Consider the following 22,353-nt stretch of genomic DNA (forward strand, 5'->3'; position numbering starts at 1 on the left):
TGAATTTCACACACACCCGGGTAGAGCCTCCCCCAACGGTGCCTTTCAAGGTTAGGTCCTGGAACCAGCATCGTTTGCGGTGAACCATGGCTGCCGAGAAACATGCTAATTTTGAGAGTTCGATGCATCGCTTGATCTTTTTCCATGTGGTTTTGTTGCTCGCCGTTGACGACCGTGGGTTGCCCGCCGAAGAGCTACCACGCGTGCCTCCCACTGCTGCTGCGGCAGCTGAGCAAACCATCGAGTTACAAGCTGGTTTTCGTGCCGAGTTGATTGCGGCCGAGCCGATGGTGACGGACCCGATTGCGATGAAGTATGACGAGAACGGTTCGGCGTACGTGATTGAGATGAACGACTATCCGTACTCGAATAAATCCCATGATCAAGCGTGGCAAACACAAACCTCCGAGCCGATGGGACGAGTTCGCTTTCTAGAAGATACCGATGGTGATGGAAAATTCGACAAATCCACCGTCTTTGCCGATCGCCTTTCTTGGCCTACCGGAGTCGCGTTATGGAAAGGGGGGATCTACGTGCTGGCGACTCCTGACGTCTGGTACTTGAAAGATACCGACGGAGATGGTCGGGCCGATGTTCGCAGGAAGGTCTTTACCGGTTTTCGCAAATACAATGTCCAAGCCGTGATGAATAACCCGTTGTGGGGACTTGATCACGAAATCTATACAGCCGGGGCGAGCAATGGAGGAGAGATCACAGCAATCCGCTCGGTGGAGCAAGGGGAGACGTCGGCACAGGCTTCGCCCGCCGCAGTGATCCGCCGTAGCGATTTTCGCTTTGATCCAAGACAGGAACGATTTGAACCCGTCTCCGGTGGAGCGCGGTTTGGGCATGCCCAGGACGATTGGGGCAATCGCTTTTTGACCGACATTCGCAACCCGGTTCAACATGTTCTCTTTCCAGCCCATTATCTCCATCGCAATCCTTTTCTCCGCGCCCCGCATGTGCTGCAGGATGTCGTCCCCTCGGGCGATAGCCTTGCCGTCTTTCAGATCAGTCCTCCGGAAGCTTGGCGTGCCATCAATGCGCAGCGGTTGGCTGCAGATGACACAAAAAAATCGCCATTCGATTCGACGGTTCCCAAAGGATACGTGACATCCTCAAGTGGAGTCACGATCTATCGAGGGCACGCCTATCCAGAAGAATTCTATGGCAACGCCTTCATCGGAGAAGTGGCGGGGAATCTGGTCATGCGTTACCGGATCGAAGCCGATGGAGTGACGTTCCAGGGTGAACGGGCTCATCAAAAGGCCGAGTTTCTGGCTTCCACGGACAATTGGTTTCGGCCGGTCAATTTCATCAATGCACCCGATGGAACGCTGCATGTACTCGATATGTATCGTGAAACGATTGAGCATCCCTGGTCGATGCCGGATGATTTGAAAGCTCAGGTCGATTTAACATCCGGAAAAGATCGTGGCCGGATCTATCGCTTGGTTCCCCCACGCTATCGTGAAGGATTTGTCAAACCTCCGGTTCCACGACTGGGAACCGCCAGCACAAAGGAGTTGATCGCTGAGCTTGCCAATCCTAATTCCTGGTGGCGCGAGACCGCGCACCGATTGCTGTTTGAGCGGCAAGACCTCAGCCAGGTCTCGCTACTGAAAAAAATGCTTCGCGAACACGAGATGCCGGTCACGCGAGTCCATGCACTTTGGACGCTGGAGGGGTTGGAGTCTCTCTCAACCGCAGATTTGGTAGCGGCGATCAAAGATCCGGCCGCCGGCGTTCGAGAGCATGCGATTCGTCTGGCCGAGCGGCGATTACCCCAGGCACCGAGTCTGGTGCCGTTGATCGTGGACGCGGCCGGCGATGATGCTAGACGAGTTCGGTTCCAAGCGGCATTCACTCTGGGTGAAATCGAGGACCCTCGTGTCGTTGCCGCCCTTGCACAACTGGCCCGCCGGGATGCGAACGATCCGTTGATGCAAACGGCGGTGATGAGTTCCGTGTCTCGATCGGTGGAGCCTCTGCTTAAGATTTTCTTACAAGATCGCTCGTTCTCGGAGTCCAGCTCAGGATTGGAAATGATTTCGCAACTGGCTTTGATGATCGGTTCGAAAGCAGAGTTGGCTGTTGTGAACGAGTTTCTCTCGGCCCTTTCGCAGTCCACTGCGACGGTAAAAGTGGCAATGCTGAAGAATTTGGCGGCAGGATTGCGACGAGCCAAACGAGATTTAAGTGAAATCATCAGTGACCCCTCTCACTCAAGTGGACCACTGGTTGCGGCGTTTTTGGAGGCGTCAAACGCCAACGCTCTCGACGCTTCGCTGCCGCAATCGCAACGTCTCGATGCGATTGCGTTGCTCGGCTACGATCGGTTTGAACGTGCAAAACCAACGCTCGAAAAACTGCTTAGCATTCAACATCCACCCGAGCTGCAAATGGCTGCGGTCGCTGCGTTGACGAGTACGGCTCGCTCGGATGTCGCTGCGATCTTGCTTGACCGATTCCCGGCGCTCACACCGAGTGTGCAAGCGGAGGTTGTGAACCAATTGTTGCAGCGCACCCTATGGATTCCCATCGTTTTAGATGCCGTGGGCGCGGGCACGGTACCCGCGAATCTTGTTTCTCCGAATCGTCGTGCGGCTTACCTGCGAAGTTCTCAGCAAGAGATTCGGCAGCGTGCCGTCAAAGTGTTCTCCGAAGACCAGCCTCATTCGCGTAAAGACGTTCTCGACAAGTACCAAGCGGCGTTGGCGTTAAGCGGGGATGCCGAGCGTGGAGCACCTCTCTTTCTAAAGAATTGTGCGAACTGTCATCGCTTTGGCGATCTTGGGTTTGACGTTGGCCCCAATCTAGCCACGATCCAAAATCGTTCTGCCTCGCAATTGCTGGTAAACATTCTTGATCCCAGTCGAGAGGTCAGCCCGAATTTCCTCGAATACAATGTGCTCTCGGTCGACGGGCGGATTTCGTCTGGAATGATCGCGGCGGAAAATGCGAACAGCATCACGCTTCGTCAAGCCGAAGGGGTGGAAACAACCATTCAACGAGTGGAGATCGAAGAGTTGCGATCGTCGGGGAAATCGTTGATGCCCGAAGGGATTGAGCAGACGATTGATGCTCAGGGAATGGCCGATCTGATTACCTATTTGTTATCGTTGGGGCAGGCACCTTAGCCCGGGATCTTTCCCAGTCCAATGCATCCGTTTTGAAGTTGTGTTATTGTCGTTTTTCCGAGCAAATCATAACCCGACGCGTTAGCGAGGGACCGAATCAAGCGTGGTATTCTCTCGCGGACGCTTCGGGCTGTGAAACACTCGCAACTTCAAAACTTGCGTTTCGTGTTATGATTTTGACTGCGTACTTCATTCACAATCGCTCCCGCGTACGAACCAGCAGGAAATGATGAATTCTTTTGACCGACGAACCTTCATCACCCTTTCGACCGGCGGCGTCGCCGCGGGGTTGGGAGCGGTGGGCTCCGCGGGGGTGTCCACTGCGGAAACCGAGGTTTCGAGTCGCGATCTCCCGCTGGCGACCGATGGGGATGCGATCTGGGATTTACACTGTCATCTTTCCGGTGTTCCTGGGCAAACGGTTGAAGAACGAGCCGCGCAGTTGCTCGAGTACGCCGATCGGATGCAGATCCAGCGGTTGATTTTCTTTATGGGCTGGCCATGGTCACAAAATCCGACGCCGGATGATTTCCGCAGACAAAATGATCAAGTCATTCGAGTGCTCGAGCGTTGGCCGGAACGGCTATTCGGTTTTGCCTATTTGAATGCAAGTCATCCCGATGCGTCGCTAGCGGAAATCGAACGTTGCATCCACGAAGGACCAATGGTCGGCATCAAGTTGTGGGTGGCCAGCAAGTGCAGCGAGGAAGAGATCGATCCGTTGATTCGACGCTGTGGAGAATTGAATGCGTTGATCTACCAACACACGTTTTTCAAAGTGACCGGAAATCTGGCAGGCGAGTCCACGCCGCTCGATCTGGCTCAGCTCGCAGCACGCCATCCCGAGGTGCCGCTCATTTGTGGGCACACCGGTGGCGATTGGACGCTCGGGATTCGTGCGATTCGCGAGTTCCCCAATGTATCCGTAGGGATCGGAGGCAGCGATCCGACCGCAGGGTTTGTGGAAATGGCGGTGCGTGAACTGGGCCCCGAACGTGTCGTCTACGGAAGTGACATTGGGGGTCGTAGCTTTGCCACTCAATTGGCGAAAGTGTACGGTGCCGAGATTACGCCTGAGGAACGTAAGCTGATCTTGGGTGGCAACCTGCGGCGGATGTTGAAGCCCATTCTGCAGAAAAAGGGAGTCACGCTATGATCATTGATGTGAATGTCTATCTCTCGCGTTGGCCGTTCCGACGATTGCCACACGATAACCCAACTTCGCTAGTTCGAAAGTTATCGCAACGCGGTGTGCGCCAAGCCTGGGCAGGCAGTTTCGACGGTCTGTTGCACAAAGATATCTCCAGTGTGAACTCACGACTGGTCGCCGATTGCAAGGAACACGGCGAAGGCTTGTTGGTGCCGGTGGGGTCGGTCAATCCGACCCTTCCTGATTGGCAGGAGGATCTGAGGCGGTGCCATGAAGTCCACCAAATGCATGCGATACGTCTTCATCCCAACTACCATGGATACACGCTCGATTCGGAACAGTGTAGCCAATTGCTTAAGGAAGCGCATGACCGCGAGTTGGTTGTCCAATTGGTGTTGTCGATGGAGGATCCCCGCGTGCAACATCCTTTGCTGCAAGTGCCCGTCGTCGATACCAAGCCTTTGGAAACGCTAGTGAAGCAGTATCCCGATCTGCGACTCGTCATCATGAATAATTACGGCGCGATCAAGGAGAGCAGGGCGGCACAGCTCGCCGAGTCGGGGCAGGTCTATTTTGAAATATCGCATTTCGAAAACGTGGGGGCTTTAGAAAAATGGGTCACGACCGTTCCCCATGAACGGCTATTGTTTGGATCCTATTTTCCTTTTTTTAACCTCGAAGCGGCGCTGCTGAAGTTTCAGGAGTCCCAAGTGGGCGGTCTTGCGACGTCCGCCATCCAATACAGCAATGCGCAATCATTGACGGCAGCGGCTAAAAACTAATTTGCTAAAAACAAAGTCGTGGGCGCGAATCCGATGCGTCTGCGGCGTTGCCGCGTGAATCAAGGGCTCTCGACCGAAGCCGCGACGGGGCCCAGTCGGAGTATGTCCGAGCCAATCTCGACTCGTTGTGATTGTGCGCGGCCACCCGCATCGACCCAGCGGAGCTCGGCGAGGAAGCGGTGGGACGCTTCCTCGATCACTTGGTAATGGCCCGAGAGGATTTGCTGCACTTCGCCTCGACCGCCTCCGATATCGCCCTCGAAATCGAGATAGTGAACCCGGTGATCGGCTAATTTCTCTACTTTCATAGAAATCCCCTGCTGAAACGACGCGATCGGTTCGGTGGCCCATGTTTTTAAAGCTCCAGCGGCTTCAAACATCCAATCAAAGTGCGTCGGTACCGGGTTCGATGCGTTTTGACCGCGTGTCCCCTGGGGACCAGGGGTGTGCCGCAGGATCACGAAGCGGGGTGGAATTGCATTCAATTTTGCTTGCCTCGGGGCCAATTCGCTGGCGAAGAATCGTGGTTTCAGTCGAGAAAAGAGGGGACCGATGATCCGTCAATTCGATTCGGGATTGACGGTTAGGTAGCGATATCATCATCCTTTTGGGATCGATCCATGCCTCCGTAACGTATGGACGGTTCCCATTAACGAAAACTATCCGAGCACTCATGTCTAACGCATCCAGCGCGAACGTACAAATCCAGCTCCCCGACGGCACCCTTCACGAGCACCCCGCCAGCACCACGGCGATGGATATCGCCAAAGGGATCAGCGACGGATTGGCCCGCGGCGTGATCGCCGCCGAGATCAGCGGCCGAGTGGTCGACGCCAATCGTCCGCTGGGCGAATTGAGCGAAGATGATCAACCGATCGCCCTGCGTTTGTTGACCAGCCGCGATGCCGAAGCACTCGACGTCCTGCGTCACTCGGCCGCCCACGTGATGGCCCGCGCCGTGATGCGACTCTACAAAGGCGTCTCGCTCGCGTTCGGCCCCACCACCTCGGGTGGCTTCTACTACGATTTCGACATCCCTGAAAAAATTAGCGAAGACGATTTCCCCAAGATCGAAGCGGAAATCAAAAAGATCATCAAGGAAAAAGAACCGTTTGAACGCTTCATTCTCGATCGCGATGAAGCTCGCAAGCTGTGCGACGATTTGGACCAAGATCTCAAAGTCGAACACATCGACACCGGGTTATCCGATCAATCCACCGTCAGCTTCTATCGCCAAGGCGAATTCGTTGACCTTTGCCGCGGACCGCACATCCCCGACGCCGGCAAGATCAAGGCGATCAAAATGATGAGCGTCGCCGGGGCGTACTGGAAAGGCGATGCCTCGGGGCGGCAACTGCAACGACTCTACGGCACCGCGTTCTTTGACAAGAAAGAGCTGGCGGCCTATTTGGAACAACTCGAAGAAGCCAAACGCCGCGACCACCGCGTGCTCGGCAAACAACACGGTTTGTTTGCGATCAACCCCGAAGTTGGCCAGGGACTTTGTCTGTGGCTTCCCAAAGGCGCTCGCGTCCGCGTGACCTTGGAAGAATTTCTTCGCAAGGAACTGCTCACCCGCGGTTACGATCCGGTCTACAGCCCGCACATCGGGCGTGTTGAACTTTATGAAACCAGCGGCCACTTTCCGTATTACCGGGACAGCCAATTCTCGCCGTTGTTCGGCAGCGAAGCGGGCGGATTGGTCGACGCTTGGAATCAGCGGTTAGTCGATGGAACTCTCGATAGCGACAGCGAAGAAAAGCTGATGGAAGCCGCCAAGGTGCTCGGCGCCGAGTTCCCCGATTACAAGTCGTCGTCCTCGAGCGAAGACAAACAAAAAGTGCTGCATCGTTGGCAAACCGTCCACGAGCGGTACTTGATCAAACCGATGAATTGCCCGCATCACTGCCACATGTTTAAGGCGATGCCGCGTTCGTACCGGCAATTGCCACTGCGATTGTTCGAGTTCGGAACCGTGTATCGCCACGAGCAAACCGGCGAGCTGAACGGCATGCTCCGCGTTCGTGGTTTGACTCAAGACGACGCTCATATTTTCTGTACCGGCGATCAAGTCGAACAAGAATTCAAAGCGACCATCGAGCTGACCAAGTTTGTGCTCAATGCCGTGGGGCTCGACGATTATCGCGTGCAATTGTCATTGCGAGATCCCAACAGCGACAAATATGTCGGCAGCGAAGACAACTGGGATCATGCCGAAGGCGCCCTGCGCGGCGTGCTAGAGAACTCGGGTTTGGATTTCAATGAAGAACCGGGCGAGGCGGCATTTTACGGACCGAAGGCAGACTTCATGGTTCGCGATTGTATCGGCCGTTCATGGCAACTTGGTACCGTTCAGCTCGATTACAACTTGCCCGAGCGGTTCAAGCTCGAGTACACCGGCAGCGACAATGCGACCCATCGCCCCGTGATGATTCACCGTGCTCCGTTTGGATCGCTCGAGCGTTTCACCGGCATGTTGATTGAGCATTTTGCCGGTGCGTTCCCAATGTGGTTGTCGCCTGAACAAGTTCGTGTGTTGCCGCTAAGCGACAAGTCATTGGAATACGCCGTGGCGGTTGCGAAGCAGTTTGACGAAGCCGGATTGAAGGTGACGATCGACAACAACGACGGCAAGGTGCAAGCGAAGATCCGCAACGCGCAACTCGACTTGGTTAACTACATGGCTGTGGTCGGTCCGAAAGAAGCCGAGGCAGGCCAAGTGGCACTGCGCGACCGGATTGATGGCGACCTCGGATCGATGCCAATCGCCGAAGCGATTGCACGGCTCAAAGACGAGATCGCGACTCGCAAAGTGCGGCAAGCGGTCAAGAGCAGCCTCAGTGCCGCTGCCGCCGTCGACTCCGGTGCAACCGGCCACGAATATTGATTCACCGCTAGGTGTTTCACCCTCCCAGCCGTCGTTGGGAGGGTCGGAAATCGAGCCGTCAGCGAGATTTACGGGCGGGGGCCCGCGGTGTGCAAACATCCGACGTGCATTTTTTTCACATCGCGTCGCCTGTCCGAACGACGATTGATGCTCGTCGAGCTCTGAGCTAAGTCACGAGCGGGTTTCTCGATTCAGTGAGCCGTAACGCTGAAGCGACCGGGACTTGCGCATTTCCGATGATCAACTCCTCACCATCCGTGGAGGTGAGGAGACGGCATTCACGTTGTCGCCGTGATGATGCGAACCGCACCTGCGTAATCCGGGACTTTTGAACTTGAGTTTGCTGGTGCATCACCACGGGGGGATTAGTGCACGACGGCTCGGTCGTGCGGCAGCAAGCCGCATGTCTATGTTGCCGGTTACTAATTTACATTGGTCCCGCGCAGTGTAGAATCTCAAGGGTGAGGAGCGAGCCAATCTTTGGCCCGTCGCGAGGCTTTGAGCCTACTTTGTTTTTCTTTCATTCCCATCGATCGGCAACGCTTAAACGAGTCATCAGCTCTACGCTGTTGATTGTGTTGGCGTGTGGAATGACAGGATTGCCGATTTCCACTCCCATTTCTGAGAAAAACGGGCGGTTTCCGTGTGAAAACTGCCCCTGCGGTTGCTCCACCGCCGAGTATTGCTGGGACAAATGTTGCTGCCACAGTGACGCTGAAAAATTGCAATGGGCCTTCGATAACAACGTCCAACCTCCTGCATTTTTAATCGCCCGGACTGGCAAATCGTTTGCTGTTTCGCTGGCGAGTGGCAAAAAAGACGCTCCCAAACCCGCGGCCTCGTGTTTCGCTTGCTCAGCTGTTTCTGCCACGTGTGCGACGAAGCCGATGCAAGCAGTGGATCGGGATTCTGAATCCGATTCGCTGACGAAGACGCGGCTCGTGCGACTCGAGGATGCCGCCGGTTGCCACGGCATCGATTGGCTGTGGTCCATTTTTTCCAGTGCGGTGACGCAAACGCGTCCACCTATGCTGGCGTCCTGCACGCCTCCGCTGCTATTCCGTTTCGTGCCCTGCAATCAGCAAGCGGTCTCGATCTCCCTTTGTCCGGAACCGCCGGTGCCCTAGCGTCCGTGCCCGCTGTGCCTTGACACCGGGGTGACTTACATCGCCCCGTGCGCCGAGGTCTCTATGACATGTTCCGATTGCAATCTGGCTCGTTGCTGCGTGTCCGGTCGTTCCGCTTGTACGGGATTCCGACCGCGCAGGTATCACCGCTGCCGCGCTAGTGTTTGAAGGCTCGCTCCTCACACCAGTGTGGTCTTCGCCGCTGGCGCGGGAGCGACCTGCGACGCCTGAGTGCAACTTCCGTTGATCCTTTCGCGACACATGGATGCCGCGTGCTGGCTAGCGGTCCGCGCCCACCCGAACAACACAAAAGCAGGCTAACCTTATGGACCTTTTGCTCTGACTTCACCCCAAGCCGAAACACGCTCGGCGCGCCTTTACACGGGTGGAGCTACTGGTGGTGATTTCCATCATCGACGTGCTGGTTGGCCTACTGTTGCCCGCCGTCCAAGCGGCTCGCGAAGCGGCCCGGCGGATGCGGTGCAGTGACAACCGAAAGCAAATCACGCTGGCGCGATGCTCAAAACCCCGGGAGCAAATCGTTGCGACAGCTCAATAAGCGAACGCGCATGTTCGAGTATCCACTTAGCTATCTCGTGAATTCACAAACGTTTACGGATCTTCACCCTGCATTGCAGACATTGATCGCAGCAGCAATCTGGGATTCATTCCCACCGGAACATGAATTTCACGCGATCCTGATCGAAGTCGGCCCCGATTGGCAGAGCCGGCGTCATTCCTCTTAACGACCTTTCTCCCCCTTTCCACTCGAAGGAACTTATGATGACTTACTCATTGCGAACTCTCTCGCTCATCGGTTTGCTCGTTGCCGCATCGACGGCGTCGGCGCACGACGTTTGGCTAAATACCAATACTGCCATCGTGCGGACCGGTGAAAACGTTTACGTCGATCTCCGCTTAGGCAATCACGGAAACCATCATCGTGATTTCAAACTGGCCGGTCGAGTTACCCTCGATTGGGTTTCGCTGGACCACATCACGCCCGATGGCAATAAAATGGACATCAAGGGTAAAATGTTTGCGACGGCATCGGCTGAGAAAGAAGGTTACTGGACCACCCCTCTGGCGGTTTCCAAACCTGGTGTTCACTGTGTTGCACAGTCGCTTGATCGTGTGATGAATCATGGCAAATCGATCCGCAGCATCCGCACCGCCAAGACTTATTTCCTCGTTTCCGATTCGCTCGATTCAGCGACGGTGGATCGTGATGTGCACGAAAAACCTGTCGGATTGCCACTCGAATTGGTGCTGCAAACTTGCCCGTTTAGCGAGACGGTTGCGGGCAGCCCCATCACCGTTCAAGTTTTGCATCAAGGAAAACCGCTTGCCGACGTCGTCGTTGCGTTTATCCCCGAGGGAGTGGAATTGTCAGGCGACCTTGATCCCGAGTACGAATTTCGCAGCGATAGTGATGGCAGGGTGTCGTTCGTTCCCAAGACAGGCAATCGTCACTTGATCGTGGCTCACTACACCGCGATGGACGAGCGCAGCGACGACTACGAATTCACGAGCTATGCATCGACGATTACGATCGATGTTCCCAATTCACACCGCATTGCCAACCCAAAGTAAGCCGATGCGGTCCACTTTGAAATCCATTTTTGACTCTAGGAAAATACGATGAAACGAATCTTCTTTCTCGCCACACTCACCCTTTCGGTTGCCGTCTTAGGCTGTGGACAAAACACCGAGACAGCGACCACAGTGGCGCCGACGACAGCAGAGCCAGCGAGCGAAGCAACACTGGTAGCATTACACAAAGCCGACCTGTTGGACGGTAGCGAAGATCATGTGATCAGCAAATGTTATGTTTGCGAACTTGGCATGGATGGCAACAAGGAGATCACCTGCGAAGTGCACGGTTACACCGCTCACCTTTGCAGCGAGGGCTGCCGCACCCACTTCGAGGCATCGCCGGAGGAAGTCATCGCCAGCACCAAGATCCCCGAGTGATTTTCGGTTGTGTTGATATAGGCTTAATCGAGTCACTGTTCAAGCGACACCGTTGCGGCAGATTTGAGTTGCCTCTCCCTGCAAACAGGTCGTGCGGCTCAGGTCATCTATTTTGGCACTGAACGTGTGGTCTTTGGAGCGGCGTGGGGCCTCGCCGCGTCTATTCGAACGTTTTGCGAGCTGCAACCGGACGGCTCGCGCCGTGCCGCTAACAAATCGATGGCATTGGCCCGTACGGCTCAGGTTTATTGCCCAGCGTCTTACGGGGCTTACGGCCCACTGCTACGGCGCCGACTCGACCTCTTGTCTGGTTAAGACCCCGTCGCCGTTGGCATCCAGATCATCGAACACTCCGTACAGCTTCTTCGGGGTGTCGCTGCGGGCGAGTTTGCCATCGCCGTCGCTGTCGAGTTGCTCGAATTTTTGTAGCCGAGCTGCGTTGCGAATCAGAGCTTGAGCTCTTTCTCGCAGCGTCATTTCGGGCTTCTGCACTCCGCCTCGCTCTTGCTCGCTAAGCGGCACGGCGTAGTGGTAGTAGCCGATCATCATCTCGTCCCACGTTTGATCGCCCCAGCGAACTGTTGCGGTCGGATCGGGATTATTCAAATTGCCTTCGCTGTTGTCATACGTCGCGGTGCAGACGATCCGGCTTCCCGTCGGGACGGCCAATGGATCCTGCAATACGTACGTGGTTTGCCAGTTGAAATCGTAATGGGGAATATCCATCAGCATCGTTCGTTTGCCCGTTGCCGTTTCCAGCTCGTAGCGAAACGACTTGCCTCGCACATGCATGTGCGGACTCATGCTCAACAGCGTTGCCTCGGCGGGAAAGCGAGGGCTCGTTCCTGAGGTTTTGTAGTTCGCTTCTCCCGGCGGAATGTTTAAACGCGTCTGCAATGCACTGGTCGTGACAATCTCGTGCGTGATCGATTCAGGATCGGCAAAACAGATCCCCAGCGAACTTTGATCCTGCTGTTCCGTACCGATCGGCGTGTAGTGAACTTGGAAAATCAGTTCACTGCCCGCCGGAATCCGTTTGGCGTGACCTTTGGGTGCTAATTCCAATCGGGCGCCGGGAACATAACCGACCAAAAAACCACGCGCCGCGTCCAAGCCACCGCGAGTCCCCTTGGGGGCTGCGAAGGCCAAGATGTGGTGAACGACTTCGCGATTGCCCGGTTTCAACTCGGCCGCTTCGATCCAAACATCTTTGTCCAGTTTCGGATCGACACGGTAGTACTGGTAACGCACCTCGCCGGTCGCGGGAATTTTGATTCGCTCAGGACTGACGGGGACCACCAAGTCGGGTTCTCGCGGCAATTGCCATCCGGCTACTTTTTCGGGCAACGGCGGCAGATCGCTGGCGTCCCCTTTGGGCGATCCCGCATCGACCCAAGCGTAGAGCGTTTCTTTTTCTTCGTCGCTCATCATGCGGTCGTTAGCAAATGGCAAATGATCACCACTGGCGTGCCACGGCGGCATCCGACCTTCGCGAACGACCTCGGCCATCATGTCGGACCAGCCCACGACCTCGTCGTAATCGGTCAACGAGAACGGAGCGATCTCACCATCGCGGTGACACTCGGCGCAACGCTTTCGGAGAATCTCGGCGACTTGGCCGCCGTAGGTCACGTCGCTGTGCTCGGCGACTTTTTTGGTGCGCCCGATAATGCAACCCACCGTATCGGTTTGCGGTAGTGAAACCTCTCGCCCCGAGATCAATTCATCCAGTGCACTCCGCAGATCGTGACGACGGGGTTCGTCGCGGATGTAACCGATGCCATATTGGTCATCAATTCGGCCACGATAGCGAAGCTCGCGATCAGCATCGTAGACAAACACCTCGGGGGTCCGTTCCGCAGCGACTTGATCAGCGAACCGATTGCCGGCGTCTTTCAACAGCGGGAATTCGATGTTTTGACGTTTGGCAAACGAGGCAATCTCTTCGAGCGAATCTTGGCGATTGCTCATCACGCCGATCACGCGAACGGATTGCGACTCGTATTGCTGTTGAATTTCGCCCAGCCGAATCGCGTACAATTTGGCCAGTGGGCACTCGGTGCCGAGCATGGCAACGACCAACAGCGAATCGGACTGGAAATCGTCGAGCTTCCAAGTTCGTCCACGGAAATCGATCAGATCGATTCGCTCGAGCGATGTGCCGCCGGTGGCTGCGGGATCATTCGCAAGCGTTGGCAACATGGGGACCACGAGCGAAAGCATAACGACCCAAATGGACGCGATTCGGAAGCGAACGCAAATCACAAAGCACCTGCGAGGTTGGACGAGAAAATTGGTTGGACGAGAAATTCAGTTTGGATTTTTTTATAGCAGAGCGGCGTAGGGCCGGTTCCTACCGGCCGACTCTATCGATCTGTCAACCGCGGCCGGTGGAAACGGGCCCTACGCGAAACCGCACCCCTATTTTTGGCTCGTTCCTAAATAATGAAACCACCGTCACCTGCGAATGTTTCGGCAGCTTTTTGCCAGCTAATCGACCCCAGCATTAGGATATCCGAAGTTCGCTCGGTTGGGGGCGGCTGCATCAGTAACGCCCTGAAGATCACACTGGCGTCGGAGCGGCTTGGCAATCGTAGGGTGTTCGCCAAGTCAAACGAGGCTGGGTTTATCGAGAATTTTCAATCCGAATGGGACGGTTTGAACGCTCTGGCTGCCGCTGAATCGATTGTGGTCCCTAAACCGCTCGCCGTGGGCATCGCCGCCGAGCAAGCGTGGTTGATCACCGAGTGGATGGAAACGCGGCCTGCATCGGACCGTTTTTTTGCCGACTTCGGTCGACAATTGGCGGAGCTGCACCGGGTGACCGCTGGCAACCCAATCGGTTGGAGAAGTGACAATTTTCTCGGTTCGGCGATCCAGCCCAACACCGCAACCGCTTGCTGGGCCGAATTTGTGGCCGAAAATCGTATCGGTTTCCAACTCCGCTGGGCCATCGACCAGCAGCGGGTTGATGCGAAGCTGCGCCGCGACGGCGAGGCGATTGTAGCTGCGATGCCCGAACTGTTGTCCGGTCGTGCGGACGAAACCTCGCTGTTGCATGGCGATTTATGGAGCGGCAACTATCTTTGCGGTGCCACGGACGACCACCATTGCGGGGTGCCTGTGATCATCGACCCGGCGGTCTATTATGGATGTCGCGAAGCGGAATTCGGGATGCTGAAGCTGTTTGGCTCCTGCCCGTCCGAGTTTTACGACGCCTACCAGTCCACTTGGCCGCTTCCCGATGGTTGGCAATATCGCATAAACGTCTATGTTCTTTATCATCTGCTAAACCATCTGAACTTGTTCGGAAGCGGTTACCTTGGCCAATGCCACCGAGTCGCAAGTGAAATCTTGCGAACGAAGTAGGGTCATTGGGCCTCGGCCGCGACTGCTTCGTGAATTTCCCATCGAACCCCTGAGAGACCGTCATGCTCGCCGCGCGAGTGATCCCCTGTTTGGACGTCCACAACGGACGCGTCGTCAAAGGCACCAACTTTGTCAATCTGCGTGACGCAGGCGATCCGGTCGAAGTCGCCCGTCGTTACGAGGCCGAAGGGGCCGACGAGTTGGTTTTTTTGGATATCACCGCTAGCCATGAGGATCGCGACATCATCTTGGATGTCGTCCGCCGCACCGCCGAGCAAATCTTTATGCCGCTGACCGTGGGCGGAGGCGTTCGCACGGTCGAGGACGTTCGTGCGTTGTTGTCCGCGGGATGTGACAAGGTTTCGATCAACTCGGCCGCCTGCAAAGACCCCGATTTTGTTCGTCGTGCCGCCGACCGATTTGGCAGCCAGTGCATCGTCGTCAACATCGACCCCAAACGTGTCCAGCGTGACGGCAAAGAGTTTTGGGAAGTGCACATCAACGGCGGTCGCACACCGACGGGCTTGGAAGCGGTCGCATGGGCCAAGGAGATCGAAAATCTCGGAGCGGGCGAAATCGTGCTGACCAGCATGGACGCCGACGGCACCTGTGACGGCTACGATTTGCCGATCACCGCTGCGGTCAGCGATGCGGTCTCGATTCCGGTGGTCGCCAGCGGCGGAGCAGGAGGACCCCAACACCTGATCGATGCAATCAAGCTAGGCAAAGCCGATGCGGTACTTGCCGCTAGCATTTTCCACTTTGGCCAATTCACGATCGACGAAACCAAGCAAGCGATGCGTGACGCCGGGATTCCCGTCCGCTTGAAGCAAAATGCCTAAGGGATGACGCTGGAAGGCGATTTCGAACAACTCGCTAAAAAATTTGCAAATCAATTTGCGGCCGACTGCCAAACCCGGCCCGCGAAAAACAGCTCCCCGTTGGTGATCATTGGATACGGCTGCGGAGGGGGGGGTGGGAGAGTAAGAGGTAGGATCTTGGCGATTTTCGAGCGTCGCGGGGAGTGACGCTGGCCACGGAATGTCCTCGGTTGCGTTGCACGTTTTTCATTATCCGACGCGTCAGCGAGGGAAAATCGGTCTAGATTGGGGCCCTCGCTGACGCGTCAGGTCATGATTTCCTTGAGAAAACGCCAATCGCGTGACTTCCATCGTGCTCCTTACGGCCATTTGAGGCCCCGTTGGCGGTGCCATTGAGGGGGCCAACCTGCCGGGCGGGGTGCGACTTGCCGATGCGGCATTTCGGCGGCGAGTTCGTCCGAGGTGAGCACTTTGCCCCACGACAGCGGATCAAGGAAGTGCGGGAGAAGGCGAGCTGGGATCGGTGACCGGGTTGACCGCCACGCAGGCCGATGCGACAGTCTTCTAGTGGCGAAATCGTTTACTCAGGGTCGCCCGCACTACAACTTAATCGACAGTTCCTCTAACCCTTGCCGAGTACCCGTGTCAGACCTTGTCCCCGTTCGTAATGCCCTCATCAGCGTCAGTGACAAAATGGGGCTGTCCGATTTTGCGATCGGTCTTCAAAACGCTGGCGTCACCATCTACAGCACCGGTGGAACACGCAAGCATCTTGAGGAATCGGGCGTCCACGTTGAGGACGTCGCCGACTATACCGGATTCCCTGAGATGATGGACGGCCGCGTTAAAACGCTGCATCCCAAGATCTTTGGTGGCATCCTGGGGATGCGCAACCGCGAGGACCATGTGGCCAGCATGGACGAGCACGAGATGGTCCCCTTTGACCTTGTCGTGGTGAATCTCTATCCCTTCGCCGCCACCGCCGCTCGTCCCGGCGTTTCACGCGAGGAATGCGTGGAGCAAATTGACATCGGTGGTCCGAGTCTCGTTCGTGCTGCGGCAAAGAACCACAGCCATGTCGCGATCTGTACCAGTCCGGAGCAATACAGCGGCCTGCTCGACCAGATCGCCGCGGGCGGATCGACATTGCAACAACGACGTAAGCTCGCCGGAGAAGCGTTCGAGCACACTGCGTCCTACGACCGCGCGATCGCCGATTACATGCAAGGCGAAACGTTGACGGGCGAATTCCCCTCGTCGCTGCACATCTCGTTGCGGCGAAAATCCCAGCTTCGTTACGGCGAGAACCCTCATCAACGCGCCGCGCTTTACATCGATCCCTCGGTGCGCAGCGTCAATTTGGTTTCAGCCCGACAAATCAACGGCAAGGAATTGTCGTACAACAACCTGTTGGACTTGGACGCCGCCCTTGAGATCGTGCGTGGGTTTGCCCAACCCGCCGTTTCGGTGATCAAGCACAATAACCCTTGTGGCGCTGCAACCGACGCCAAGATCTCACGAGCTTGTCGCAAAGCCCTCGCGGGTGACCCGCTAAGCGCCTTTGGTAGCGTGCTCGGGTTCAACCGCACCGTCGACATGGAAACCGCAGAAATGTTGTGCGAGCCCGGCTTGTTCATCGAAGCCATCGTGGCGCCCGATTTCGAAGCCGGTGCGGTCGGTCTGCTGACCACAAAGCCTCGTTGGAAAGAAAACGTGCGACTGATGCAGGTGGGGCGACTCGATGACGGCCCATCGTCATTCCAACGCCGATTCATTAGCGGTGGCATGTTGATCCAAGATGCCGACCGTATGACCAGCGCCCCGCTGCAATGGAAAACCGTGACCGAAACCCAGGTCGCCGACGAATTGTGGGACGACGTTTCCTTCGCCTGGGAAATGGTTCGCCACGTGAAGAGTAATGCCATCGTCTTGGCCAAAGATACGTCGTTGATCGGTGTCGGTGCAGGGCAGATGAGCCGCGTCGACAGCGTCGAAATTTCGATCGACAAAGCGGGGGATCGAGCCCGTGGATCCGTGTTGGCTTCGGATGCGTTCTTCCCCTTCCCTGATTCGATCGAATCGGCCGCCGAAGCGGGGATCGTCGCCGTGATCCAACCCGGTGGCTCGCGACGTGACTCCGAAGTCATTGATGCCTGCAACAAGCATGGCTTGCCCCTTGTCATGACCGGTCGCCGACATTTCAAACACTAATGAATGTCCTTGATAAAATTCTGGTCGAGACTCGTAAAACGATCGCGGTGGATAAAGCCCTGCGATCCGAGGCGGAGCTCGAAGCCGCGATCGCGGACCTTCCACCATGCCGTGATTTCCACGCGGCATTGGCCGCTGGCGATGCGGTTCAATTGATTGCCGAAGTCAAGCGTGCAAGTCCCTCGGCTGGATTGATTCGCGAAGACTTTGATGCGGTGAAGATCGCATCGTGTTATGAGCAGGCTGGTGCCGCTTGTATCAGCGTTTTGACCGATGCTCCGTTTTTTCAAGGGTCGCTCGATTATTTGAGAGCGGTTCGGGCGGCGGTGAATTTGCCGATCTTGCGCAAGGATTTTATTGTTGATCGCTATCAATTGTTGCAAGCGCGTGAAGCAGGTGCCGATTGTGCGCTGTTGATTGCCGAGTGTCTTTCCGCCAACGAGCTGTGCGAGCTGCATCAGCAGGCGGCTGAGATCGGTCTGCAGACGCTAATCGAGTTGTTTGAACCGCAATACCTCGACGCGGTATTGGCGACCGGCACCCCGTTGGTCGGCATCAATAACCGTGACTTAAAGACCTTTCATACCGATTTAGAGCACTCGGTGCGAATGTGCAGCGTGATCCCCCGCGATCGATTGGTGGTCGGCGAAAGCGGCGTTCGCACGCACGCGGACGTTCTGCATCTTGGCAAAGCGGGCGTCAAAGCGGTGCTGGTAGGCGAATCGCTGATGCGTCAGGACGATATCGAGGTCGCGACTCGCCAATTGCTCGGCAAATAAGCCGCGGCGGAACCATCGTGGGCGGATCGTCGCGGATCGCTCCGCGATCGGAACGGTCCAAGACACTCGCCCCCCCACGTCACCGCCCCCATGTCACCACCCGTGACGATTATACTAGACGGAGTTTCCCGCTCGCCCGTGGCGTTGCACGCGATTGCATCGCTGGCGGCAGTGGGGCCAATGTTATCGACTTTGACGCTAAGCGAGTGAATTCGATGGCGGTGCGAGCCGCCCGGTCTAATTCGAACGTTTTACTTGCTTCCACCGGACGGCTCGCGCCGTGCCGCTTACGAAGTCGATCGCGTTGGGCGTAAGTCGTCCGGTAGCATCACGCGAAACGCAAGTGAATTCAGCATGAGAGTTCTCCAGCGAACAAATACTGCGTTGTTAACGACTTGGCTGTTCTTGATGGCGTCATTCGCTCCGCTGCAGCGTGCTGCTGCGTCGGAGCCGGCCGTGATCGCGCCGGCCGTGATCGCGCCGGCCGTGATCGAGCCGGTCATCGTCGAGGCGGACTTGTTGGTCGTCGGAGGTACTGAATCCGGCTGTGCTGCGGCGGTTCAGGCTGCCCGCATGGGAGTGCAAAAGATTGTTCTGGTCAACGATATCGATTGGCTCGGTGGTCAATTCAGTGCCGAGGGACTCGGTGCGATCGATGAAAATCGTGCCCATCAGTACAACGGCGCGGTGCCAATTCCCCGCTCGGGCATTTTTCGAGAAGTGATCGATGCGATTGAAACCAAGAACGCTCACCTTTATGGTGGCGTCAGGCGTCCGGGGAACACACGTGTGATCACGACGGCGCGACCGATGGTTTCGGAGTCGGTGTTTCGCGACCTGATTGCCCCGTATCAGCATTCAGGCCAAATCCAGTGTTACTCACGCTACCGTGTTTCGAGGGCGATCGTCGATGACGACACCGTTCGTGGAGTCGAGTTCGTAACGACGGGCGCGAATACGAAACCGAACACGATGATCGTTCGCGCCCGCATGACGATTGACGCCAGCGATTGGGGCGATGTTATCAAGTCCTCCGGTGCAAAGTGGGACTGTGGCATCGATGCGCAAGCTGAATTTGGTGAACCCAACGCTCCTGAAACGAATCAACCGACAACGGATCTGGCACCGATCACCTACTGTATGATCTTGGTCGAACAGGCCCAACAGTCACTGTATCCCAAGCCGATGACGTACGACCCTCGTTACTTTACGGGGACGTGGGGGTGGATCGGTGAGGAATTCGCCTACACGACGCGGCGATTAGTCGACGGTAAAGGATTCGCGGAGATTGACCACGCGGATGTGCTGCTGATCAATTCGCCCCAAATCGACTATCCGCTCGATTCGCTGCCGGCCAACGTTGTGGCCGAGCTCGAGCAGAGCGAAGCGGGTGCTTCGAAAAAAACACTCGTTGCAATGACACCGGCGCAGCGTGAGATTGTTTTTCAGGATGCCAAACGCCACTCGCTTCGCTACTACTATCACCTGCAAACGAACTTTCCAAAATTCCGCTCGATGGCGCTGAGTGACGAATTTGGAACGGCCGATCATTTGCCTCCGAAACCGTATGTCCGCGAGAGCCTTCGGCTTGTCGCTCGGCACATCGTTCGTGAACAGGAGGTCGAGGGATTTGGGGGCTACAAAAACTATGCGACCACAATGTTTCCGGATGCGGTTTTCTCGTGGCAATTCGAAAAGGATTTTCACCCGACTCAGCGATCCTGGGTGAGCGATGAGGGAGACGCGGGACCGTGGGAAGCTACCTTCCGTGGCAACCGTCGCTTTGGTCGCGGCGGAACCGGACGCGCCGTCTTTCCGCTACGGGCACTGGTCCCCGAGCGAATCCAGGGACTGCTCGGTGCACAGAAAAACTTGGGTTATACGAGTATCGTTGGCTCGTCATGTCGGCTGCATGATCAATCGATTCATGCCGGCCAAGCCAGTGGCGCGGTGGCTGCGGTCAGTCTGCGTCACGACGTTGATCCGGCCGCGATTTACCTCCGCCCCGACCAACTTGCCGAGATCTGGGAAGGGCTGTTGGAGCCCGTCAACGGCGCGCCGTTGGCCGTTTGGCCATTCTCGGATACCGATCCCTATGACGATGGATTTGCCGCGATCCAGCAGCTTGCACTGCGTCGATTGCTCGGCCTCCGTCCCACCGACACGGCGTTTCGGCTCGACCAAGTCGCCACCGAATCATGGATCGAGCGTGTAACGGATGCCATCGTCAACGCGGGCTATCCGGCACCGCAACTCGACTTCGAAACCAATGCCACGCGCCGCGAGGTTGCGATCTCGTTGTGGAATCAATTGAAATCACAGCCCATTCCCAAGCCGTTTCGCAAAAACGAATTGGATGCTGACGATGATGGGATACTCGATTCCGAAGACCCACTTCCCTTTACGCGAGGGACGGTTTCTTGGCAGCGATTACCGGAACACGATGGCAATCCTCCGCAGCTTCCTCCGTATCCAGCTAGAGCCGTTGCGATCAACTTTACCTCGGCCGCCGGTTCAATCGCTGAGTCGTTTACCAACGACGTGGGCAGCGAATTTTCTGCGAAGCGAGGGTTCGGTTGGCGAAAAGATTTGAGTAACAACACGCGATTGCGTGGAACCAACCTTGGCCCTCTGCGCGACGGATTTGTCTTCACACGTACACAAGATGTCTGGGAGTGTGAAGTGGACAACGGAAAATGGAGGGTGCATGTGTGTTTGGGCGACGCGGGGCACGAACAGTCCGGGCAACATTTGCGAGTCGAGAGCACCGTGATCGCGGAGGACATCGCCACATCTCTCGGCGTCTTTCACGAGACAATGGCCGAGGTCGACGTCACCGATGGCCACCTAACGCTAACTCTAGGCACACCGGCAGGCGGCGGAAACACAACGATCAATTGGTTGATTGCCGTACCAAGCGAATAGCCGTGCCAGTCGAAGGGAAGGATCGACAGAAGGTGGTCGTGGACGTCGCTTTTAGTCTCACGCAATCCGTGGGCGGGCAATGCGTGCCCACGCGGTTCGGCGAGGGGCAGTTCGGCGATGCGCAGTTCGGCGATGCGCAGTTCGGCGACGAAGGGACGCAGCGATTCGATTCAGCGGGTACACTAAATACGGAAGGACCTTCCACAGGGCTGTCCCGAGAAATTGATGATCAAGCTGAAGCTCTTGGTGAGTTTCGCTACGGATGATCGGGCGTTCCTCACACTTTTTCTTGGCATCGTTCATGCAATCCATCCTCGACCAACTTGCGTTGAAATTCTCTCTACCCGGACTTCGCTTTGAACTGGGACGCGGCAGACTTGTAAAAGCGGTCGTGGAAACCGACCTCGCCGAGGGCGAGATTTATCTTTACGGAGCCCATCTCACTCATTTTCAACCTGCGGGCGAAGCAGGCGTGTTGTGGATGAGTGACGAGTCGGTTTTCGAAGTCGGGAAACCGATCCGTGGTGGAGTGCCAATCTGCTTCCCTTGGTTTGGCCCTCATCCCACCGATCCCGCAGCTCCGCTGCATGGGGATGCGCGAATTCGTCACTGGGATTTGGAGGCGGCCGAAATCGACGGCGATGGCGTTGTTATCTTGACGCTAGCCACTTCGATTGATGACTTTACGCTGACCTATCAAGTCACCTTTGGTCGTTCGCTCGCGATCTTGTTCCGCGTTGAACTATCGAAGCACGCCAACGGTTCCGTCTCATTTGAAGAAGCCCTGCACACCTATTGTTCCGTTCAAGATATCCAGCAAGCACTGATCGAGGGCTTGGAGTCGGCGAGCTACGCCGACAAGGTTGATGGAATGAAGCGGAAGCCGGCGACCGACGAATCGATTCACTTCACTGGCGAATGTGATCGCATCTATTTCACCGCGGCAGCGGATTGCATCCTTCATGACACCGCGATGAGACGATCGATTAAGATCCGAAAATCCAATTCGCAGTGCACCGTGGTCTGGAATCCTTGGATCGACAAGAGTGTTGCGATGCGTGATTTCGGTGACGATGAATGGCAGTCAATGGTTTGCATCGAAACGGCCAACGTCGCGCCGCACTCGATCGAGCTGAAACCCGGTGGCTCGCATGTGATGACCGCCGAGATTTCCGTGGTGTCATGAAA

Annotated in this window: 17 protein-coding genes and 1 pseudogene; 16 read left to right on the top strand and 2 right to left on the bottom strand. The window is 56.4% G+C overall.

The features are described 5' to 3' along the window. Window positions 1-86 precede the first annotated feature (86 nt). The 3 genes from Pla52o_RS23110 (at window position 87) to Pla52o_RS23120 (ending at window position 5,072) form a co-directional block, all read left to right on the top strand. Window positions 87-3,140 carry a PVC-type heme-binding CxxCH protein gene (locus Pla52o_RS23110; protein ID WP_146597007.1) on the top strand — a complete coding sequence of 1,018 codons (3,054 nt, stop codon included), beginning with the start codon at window positions 87-89 and terminating at the stop codon, window positions 3,138-3,140. A 226-nt stretch (window positions 3,141-3,366) separates the two neighbouring features. Next, window positions 3,367-4,296, top strand: coding sequence for an amidohydrolase family protein (locus Pla52o_RS23115; RefSeq protein WP_197169452.1), 930 nt, complete (start codon window positions 3,367-3,369; stop codon window positions 4,294-4,296). Beyond that, entirely contained in the window at window positions 4,293-5,072 is a 780-nt protein-coding gene (locus tag Pla52o_RS23120) for an amidohydrolase family protein (protein ID WP_146597008.1), read from the top strand. Before Pla52o_RS23115 ends, Pla52o_RS23120 begins: the two co-directional genes overlap by 4 nt. A gap of 59 nt (window positions 5,073-5,131) precedes the next feature. Here the strand turns inward: Pla52o_RS23120 and Pla52o_RS23125 are convergent, their stop codons facing one another. Next, a complete protein-coding gene (locus tag Pla52o_RS23125) occupies window positions 5,132-5,557 on the bottom strand; it encodes a hypothetical protein (RefSeq protein ID WP_146597009.1) in 426 nt (141 codons plus the stop codon). Window positions 5,558-5,745: 188 nt separating this feature from the next. Between Pla52o_RS23125 and thrS the strand changes: the two genes are divergently transcribed. The 6 genes and pseudogenes from thrS to Pla52o_RS23155 all read left to right on the top strand — a co-directional run bounded on the left by thrS (window position 5,746) and on the right by Pla52o_RS23155 (window position 11,060). Next, window positions 5,746-7,959, top strand: a complete 2,214-nt coding sequence (gene thrS / locus Pla52o_RS23130) for a threonine--tRNA ligase (protein WP_146597010.1) — start codon at window positions 5,746-5,748, stop codon at window positions 7,957-7,959. Window positions 7,960-8,846: 887 nt separating this feature from the next. Beyond that, a complete protein-coding gene (locus Pla52o_RS27565; protein WP_231612582.1) occupies window positions 8,847-9,086 on the top strand; it encodes a hypothetical protein in 240 nt (79 codons plus the stop codon). Between the two features lie 385 nt (window positions 9,087-9,471). Continuing rightward, window positions 9,472-9,600: pseudogene (locus tag Pla52o_RS23145) on the top strand (type II secretion system protein); the annotation flags it as partial. Window positions 9,601-9,655: 55 nt separating this feature from the next. After that, entirely contained in the window at window positions 9,656-9,832 is a 177-nt protein-coding gene (locus tag Pla52o_RS27150) for a hypothetical protein (protein WP_197169453.1), read from the top strand. A 37-nt stretch (window positions 9,833-9,869) separates the two neighbouring features. Next, on the top strand, window positions 9,870-10,679 hold the full coding sequence (locus tag Pla52o_RS23150; RefSeq protein ID WP_146597072.1) for a DUF4198 domain-containing protein: 810 nt from the start codon (window positions 9,870-9,872) through the stop codon (window positions 10,677-10,679). Between the two features lie 48 nt (window positions 10,680-10,727). Next, window positions 10,728-11,060 carry a hypothetical protein gene (locus Pla52o_RS23155; RefSeq protein WP_231612583.1) on the top strand — a complete coding sequence of 111 codons (333 nt, stop codon included), beginning with the start codon at window positions 10,728-10,730 and terminating at the stop codon, window positions 11,058-11,060. 282 nt (window positions 11,061-11,342) lie between these two features. Here Pla52o_RS23155 and Pla52o_RS23160 read toward each other — a convergent pair whose 3' ends face one another. Then, window positions 11,343-13,262 (bottom strand): redoxin domain-containing protein, encoded by a 1,920-nt coding sequence (locus Pla52o_RS23160; RefSeq protein WP_231612584.1) that lies wholly within the window; start codon window positions 13,260-13,262, stop codon window positions 11,343-11,345. Between the two features lie 243 nt (window positions 13,263-13,505). Here Pla52o_RS23160 and Pla52o_RS23165 point away from each other — a divergent pair, with 243 nt between their 5' ends. From Pla52o_RS23165 to Pla52o_RS23195, 7 genes are all read left to right on the top strand, one after another. Next, entirely contained in the window at window positions 13,506-14,429 is a 924-nt protein-coding gene (locus tag Pla52o_RS23165; protein WP_146597012.1) for a fructosamine kinase family protein, read from the top strand. Window positions 14,430-14,491: 62 nt separating this feature from the next. Beyond that, window positions 14,492-15,271 carry an imidazole glycerol phosphate synthase subunit HisF gene (hisF, locus tag Pla52o_RS23170; RefSeq protein WP_146597013.1) on the top strand — a complete coding sequence of 260 codons (780 nt, stop codon included), beginning with the start codon at window positions 14,492-14,494 and terminating at the stop codon, window positions 15,269-15,271. A 672-nt stretch (window positions 15,272-15,943) separates the two neighbouring features. Then, the gene (purH, locus tag Pla52o_RS23175) at window positions 15,944-17,461 is read left to right on the top strand and encodes a bifunctional phosphoribosylaminoimidazolecarboxamide formyltransferase/IMP cyclohydrolase (RefSeq protein ID WP_231612609.1); all 1,518 of its coding nucleotides are present in this window, start codon (window positions 15,944-15,946) and stop codon (window positions 17,459-17,461) included. Next, the gene (trpC, locus tag Pla52o_RS23180; protein ID WP_146597015.1) at window positions 17,461-18,240 is read left to right on the top strand and encodes an indole-3-glycerol phosphate synthase TrpC; all 780 of its coding nucleotides are present in this window, start codon (window positions 17,461-17,463) and stop codon (window positions 18,238-18,240) included. The genes purH and trpC overlap by 1 nt, the downstream gene beginning before the upstream one ends. Before the next feature lie 354 nt (window positions 18,241-18,594). Beyond that, window positions 18,595-21,165 carry an FAD-dependent oxidoreductase gene (locus Pla52o_RS23185; protein WP_231612585.1) on the top strand — a complete coding sequence of 857 codons (2,571 nt, stop codon included), beginning with the start codon at window positions 18,595-18,597 and terminating at the stop codon, window positions 21,163-21,165. A gap of 32 nt (window positions 21,166-21,197) precedes the next feature. Beyond that, window positions 21,198-21,431 (top strand): hypothetical protein, encoded by a 234-nt coding sequence (locus tag Pla52o_RS23190; RefSeq protein ID WP_146597016.1) that lies wholly within the window; start codon window positions 21,198-21,200, stop codon window positions 21,429-21,431. Window positions 21,432-21,466: 35 nt separating this feature from the next. Beyond that, the gene (locus Pla52o_RS23195; protein WP_197169454.1) at window positions 21,467-22,351 is read left to right on the top strand and encodes a D-hexose-6-phosphate mutarotase; all 885 of its coding nucleotides are present in this window, start codon (window positions 21,467-21,469) and stop codon (window positions 22,349-22,351) included. Window positions 22,352-22,353 lie beyond the last annotated feature (2 nt).

The organism is Novipirellula galeiformis, from assembly GCF_007860095.1.
In the GTDB taxonomy this organism is placed as follows: Bacteria; Planctomycetota; Planctomycetia; order Pirellulales; family Pirellulaceae; genus Novipirellula; species Novipirellula galeiformis.

Coding starts and splice junctions, on each gene's coding strand:
- Pla52o_RS23185 (WP_231612585.1), top strand. CDS start 18,595: ATGAGAGTTCTCCAGCGAACAAATACTGCGTTGTTAACGACTTGGCTG.
- Pla52o_RS23120 (WP_146597008.1), top strand. CDS start 4,293: ATGATCATTGATGTGAATGTCTATCTCTCGCGTTGGCCGTTCCGACGA.
- Pla52o_RS23155 (WP_231612583.1), top strand. CDS start 10,728: ATGAAACGAATCTTCTTTCTCGCCACACTCACCCTTTCGGTTGCCGTC.
- Pla52o_RS23160 (WP_231612584.1), bottom strand. CDS start 13,262: ATGTTGCCAACGCTTGCGAATGATCCCGCAGCCACCGGCGGCACATCG.
- Pla52o_RS23195 (WP_197169454.1), top strand. CDS start 21,467: ATGCAATCCATCCTCGACCAACTTGCGTTGAAATTCTCTCTACCCGGA.
- thrS (WP_146597010.1), top strand. CDS start 5,746: ATGTCTAACGCATCCAGCGCGAACGTACAAATCCAGCTCCCCGACGGC.
- hisF (WP_146597013.1), top strand. CDS start 14,492: ATGCTCGCCGCGCGAGTGATCCCCTGTTTGGACGTCCACAACGGACGC.
- Pla52o_RS23115 (WP_197169452.1), top strand. CDS start 3,367: ATGATGAATTCTTTTGACCGACGAACCTTCATCACCCTTTCGACCGGC.
- trpC (WP_146597015.1), top strand. CDS start 17,461: ATGAATGTCCTTGATAAAATTCTGGTCGAGACTCGTAAAACGATCGCG.
- Pla52o_RS27150 (WP_197169453.1), top strand. CDS start 9,656: ATGTTCGAGTATCCACTTAGCTATCTCGTGAATTCACAAACGTTTACG.
- Pla52o_RS23110 (WP_146597007.1), top strand. CDS start 87: ATGGCTGCCGAGAAACATGCTAATTTTGAGAGTTCGATGCATCGCTTG.
- Pla52o_RS23150 (WP_146597072.1), top strand. CDS start 9,870: ATGACTTACTCATTGCGAACTCTCTCGCTCATCGGTTTGCTCGTTGCC.
- Pla52o_RS23165 (WP_146597012.1), top strand. CDS start 13,506: ATGAAACCACCGTCACCTGCGAATGTTTCGGCAGCTTTTTGCCAGCTA.
- purH (WP_231612609.1), top strand. CDS start 15,944: ATGGGGCTGTCCGATTTTGCGATCGGTCTTCAAAACGCTGGCGTCACC.
- Pla52o_RS27565 (WP_231612582.1), top strand. CDS start 8,847: ATGCAAGCAGTGGATCGGGATTCTGAATCCGATTCGCTGACGAAGACG.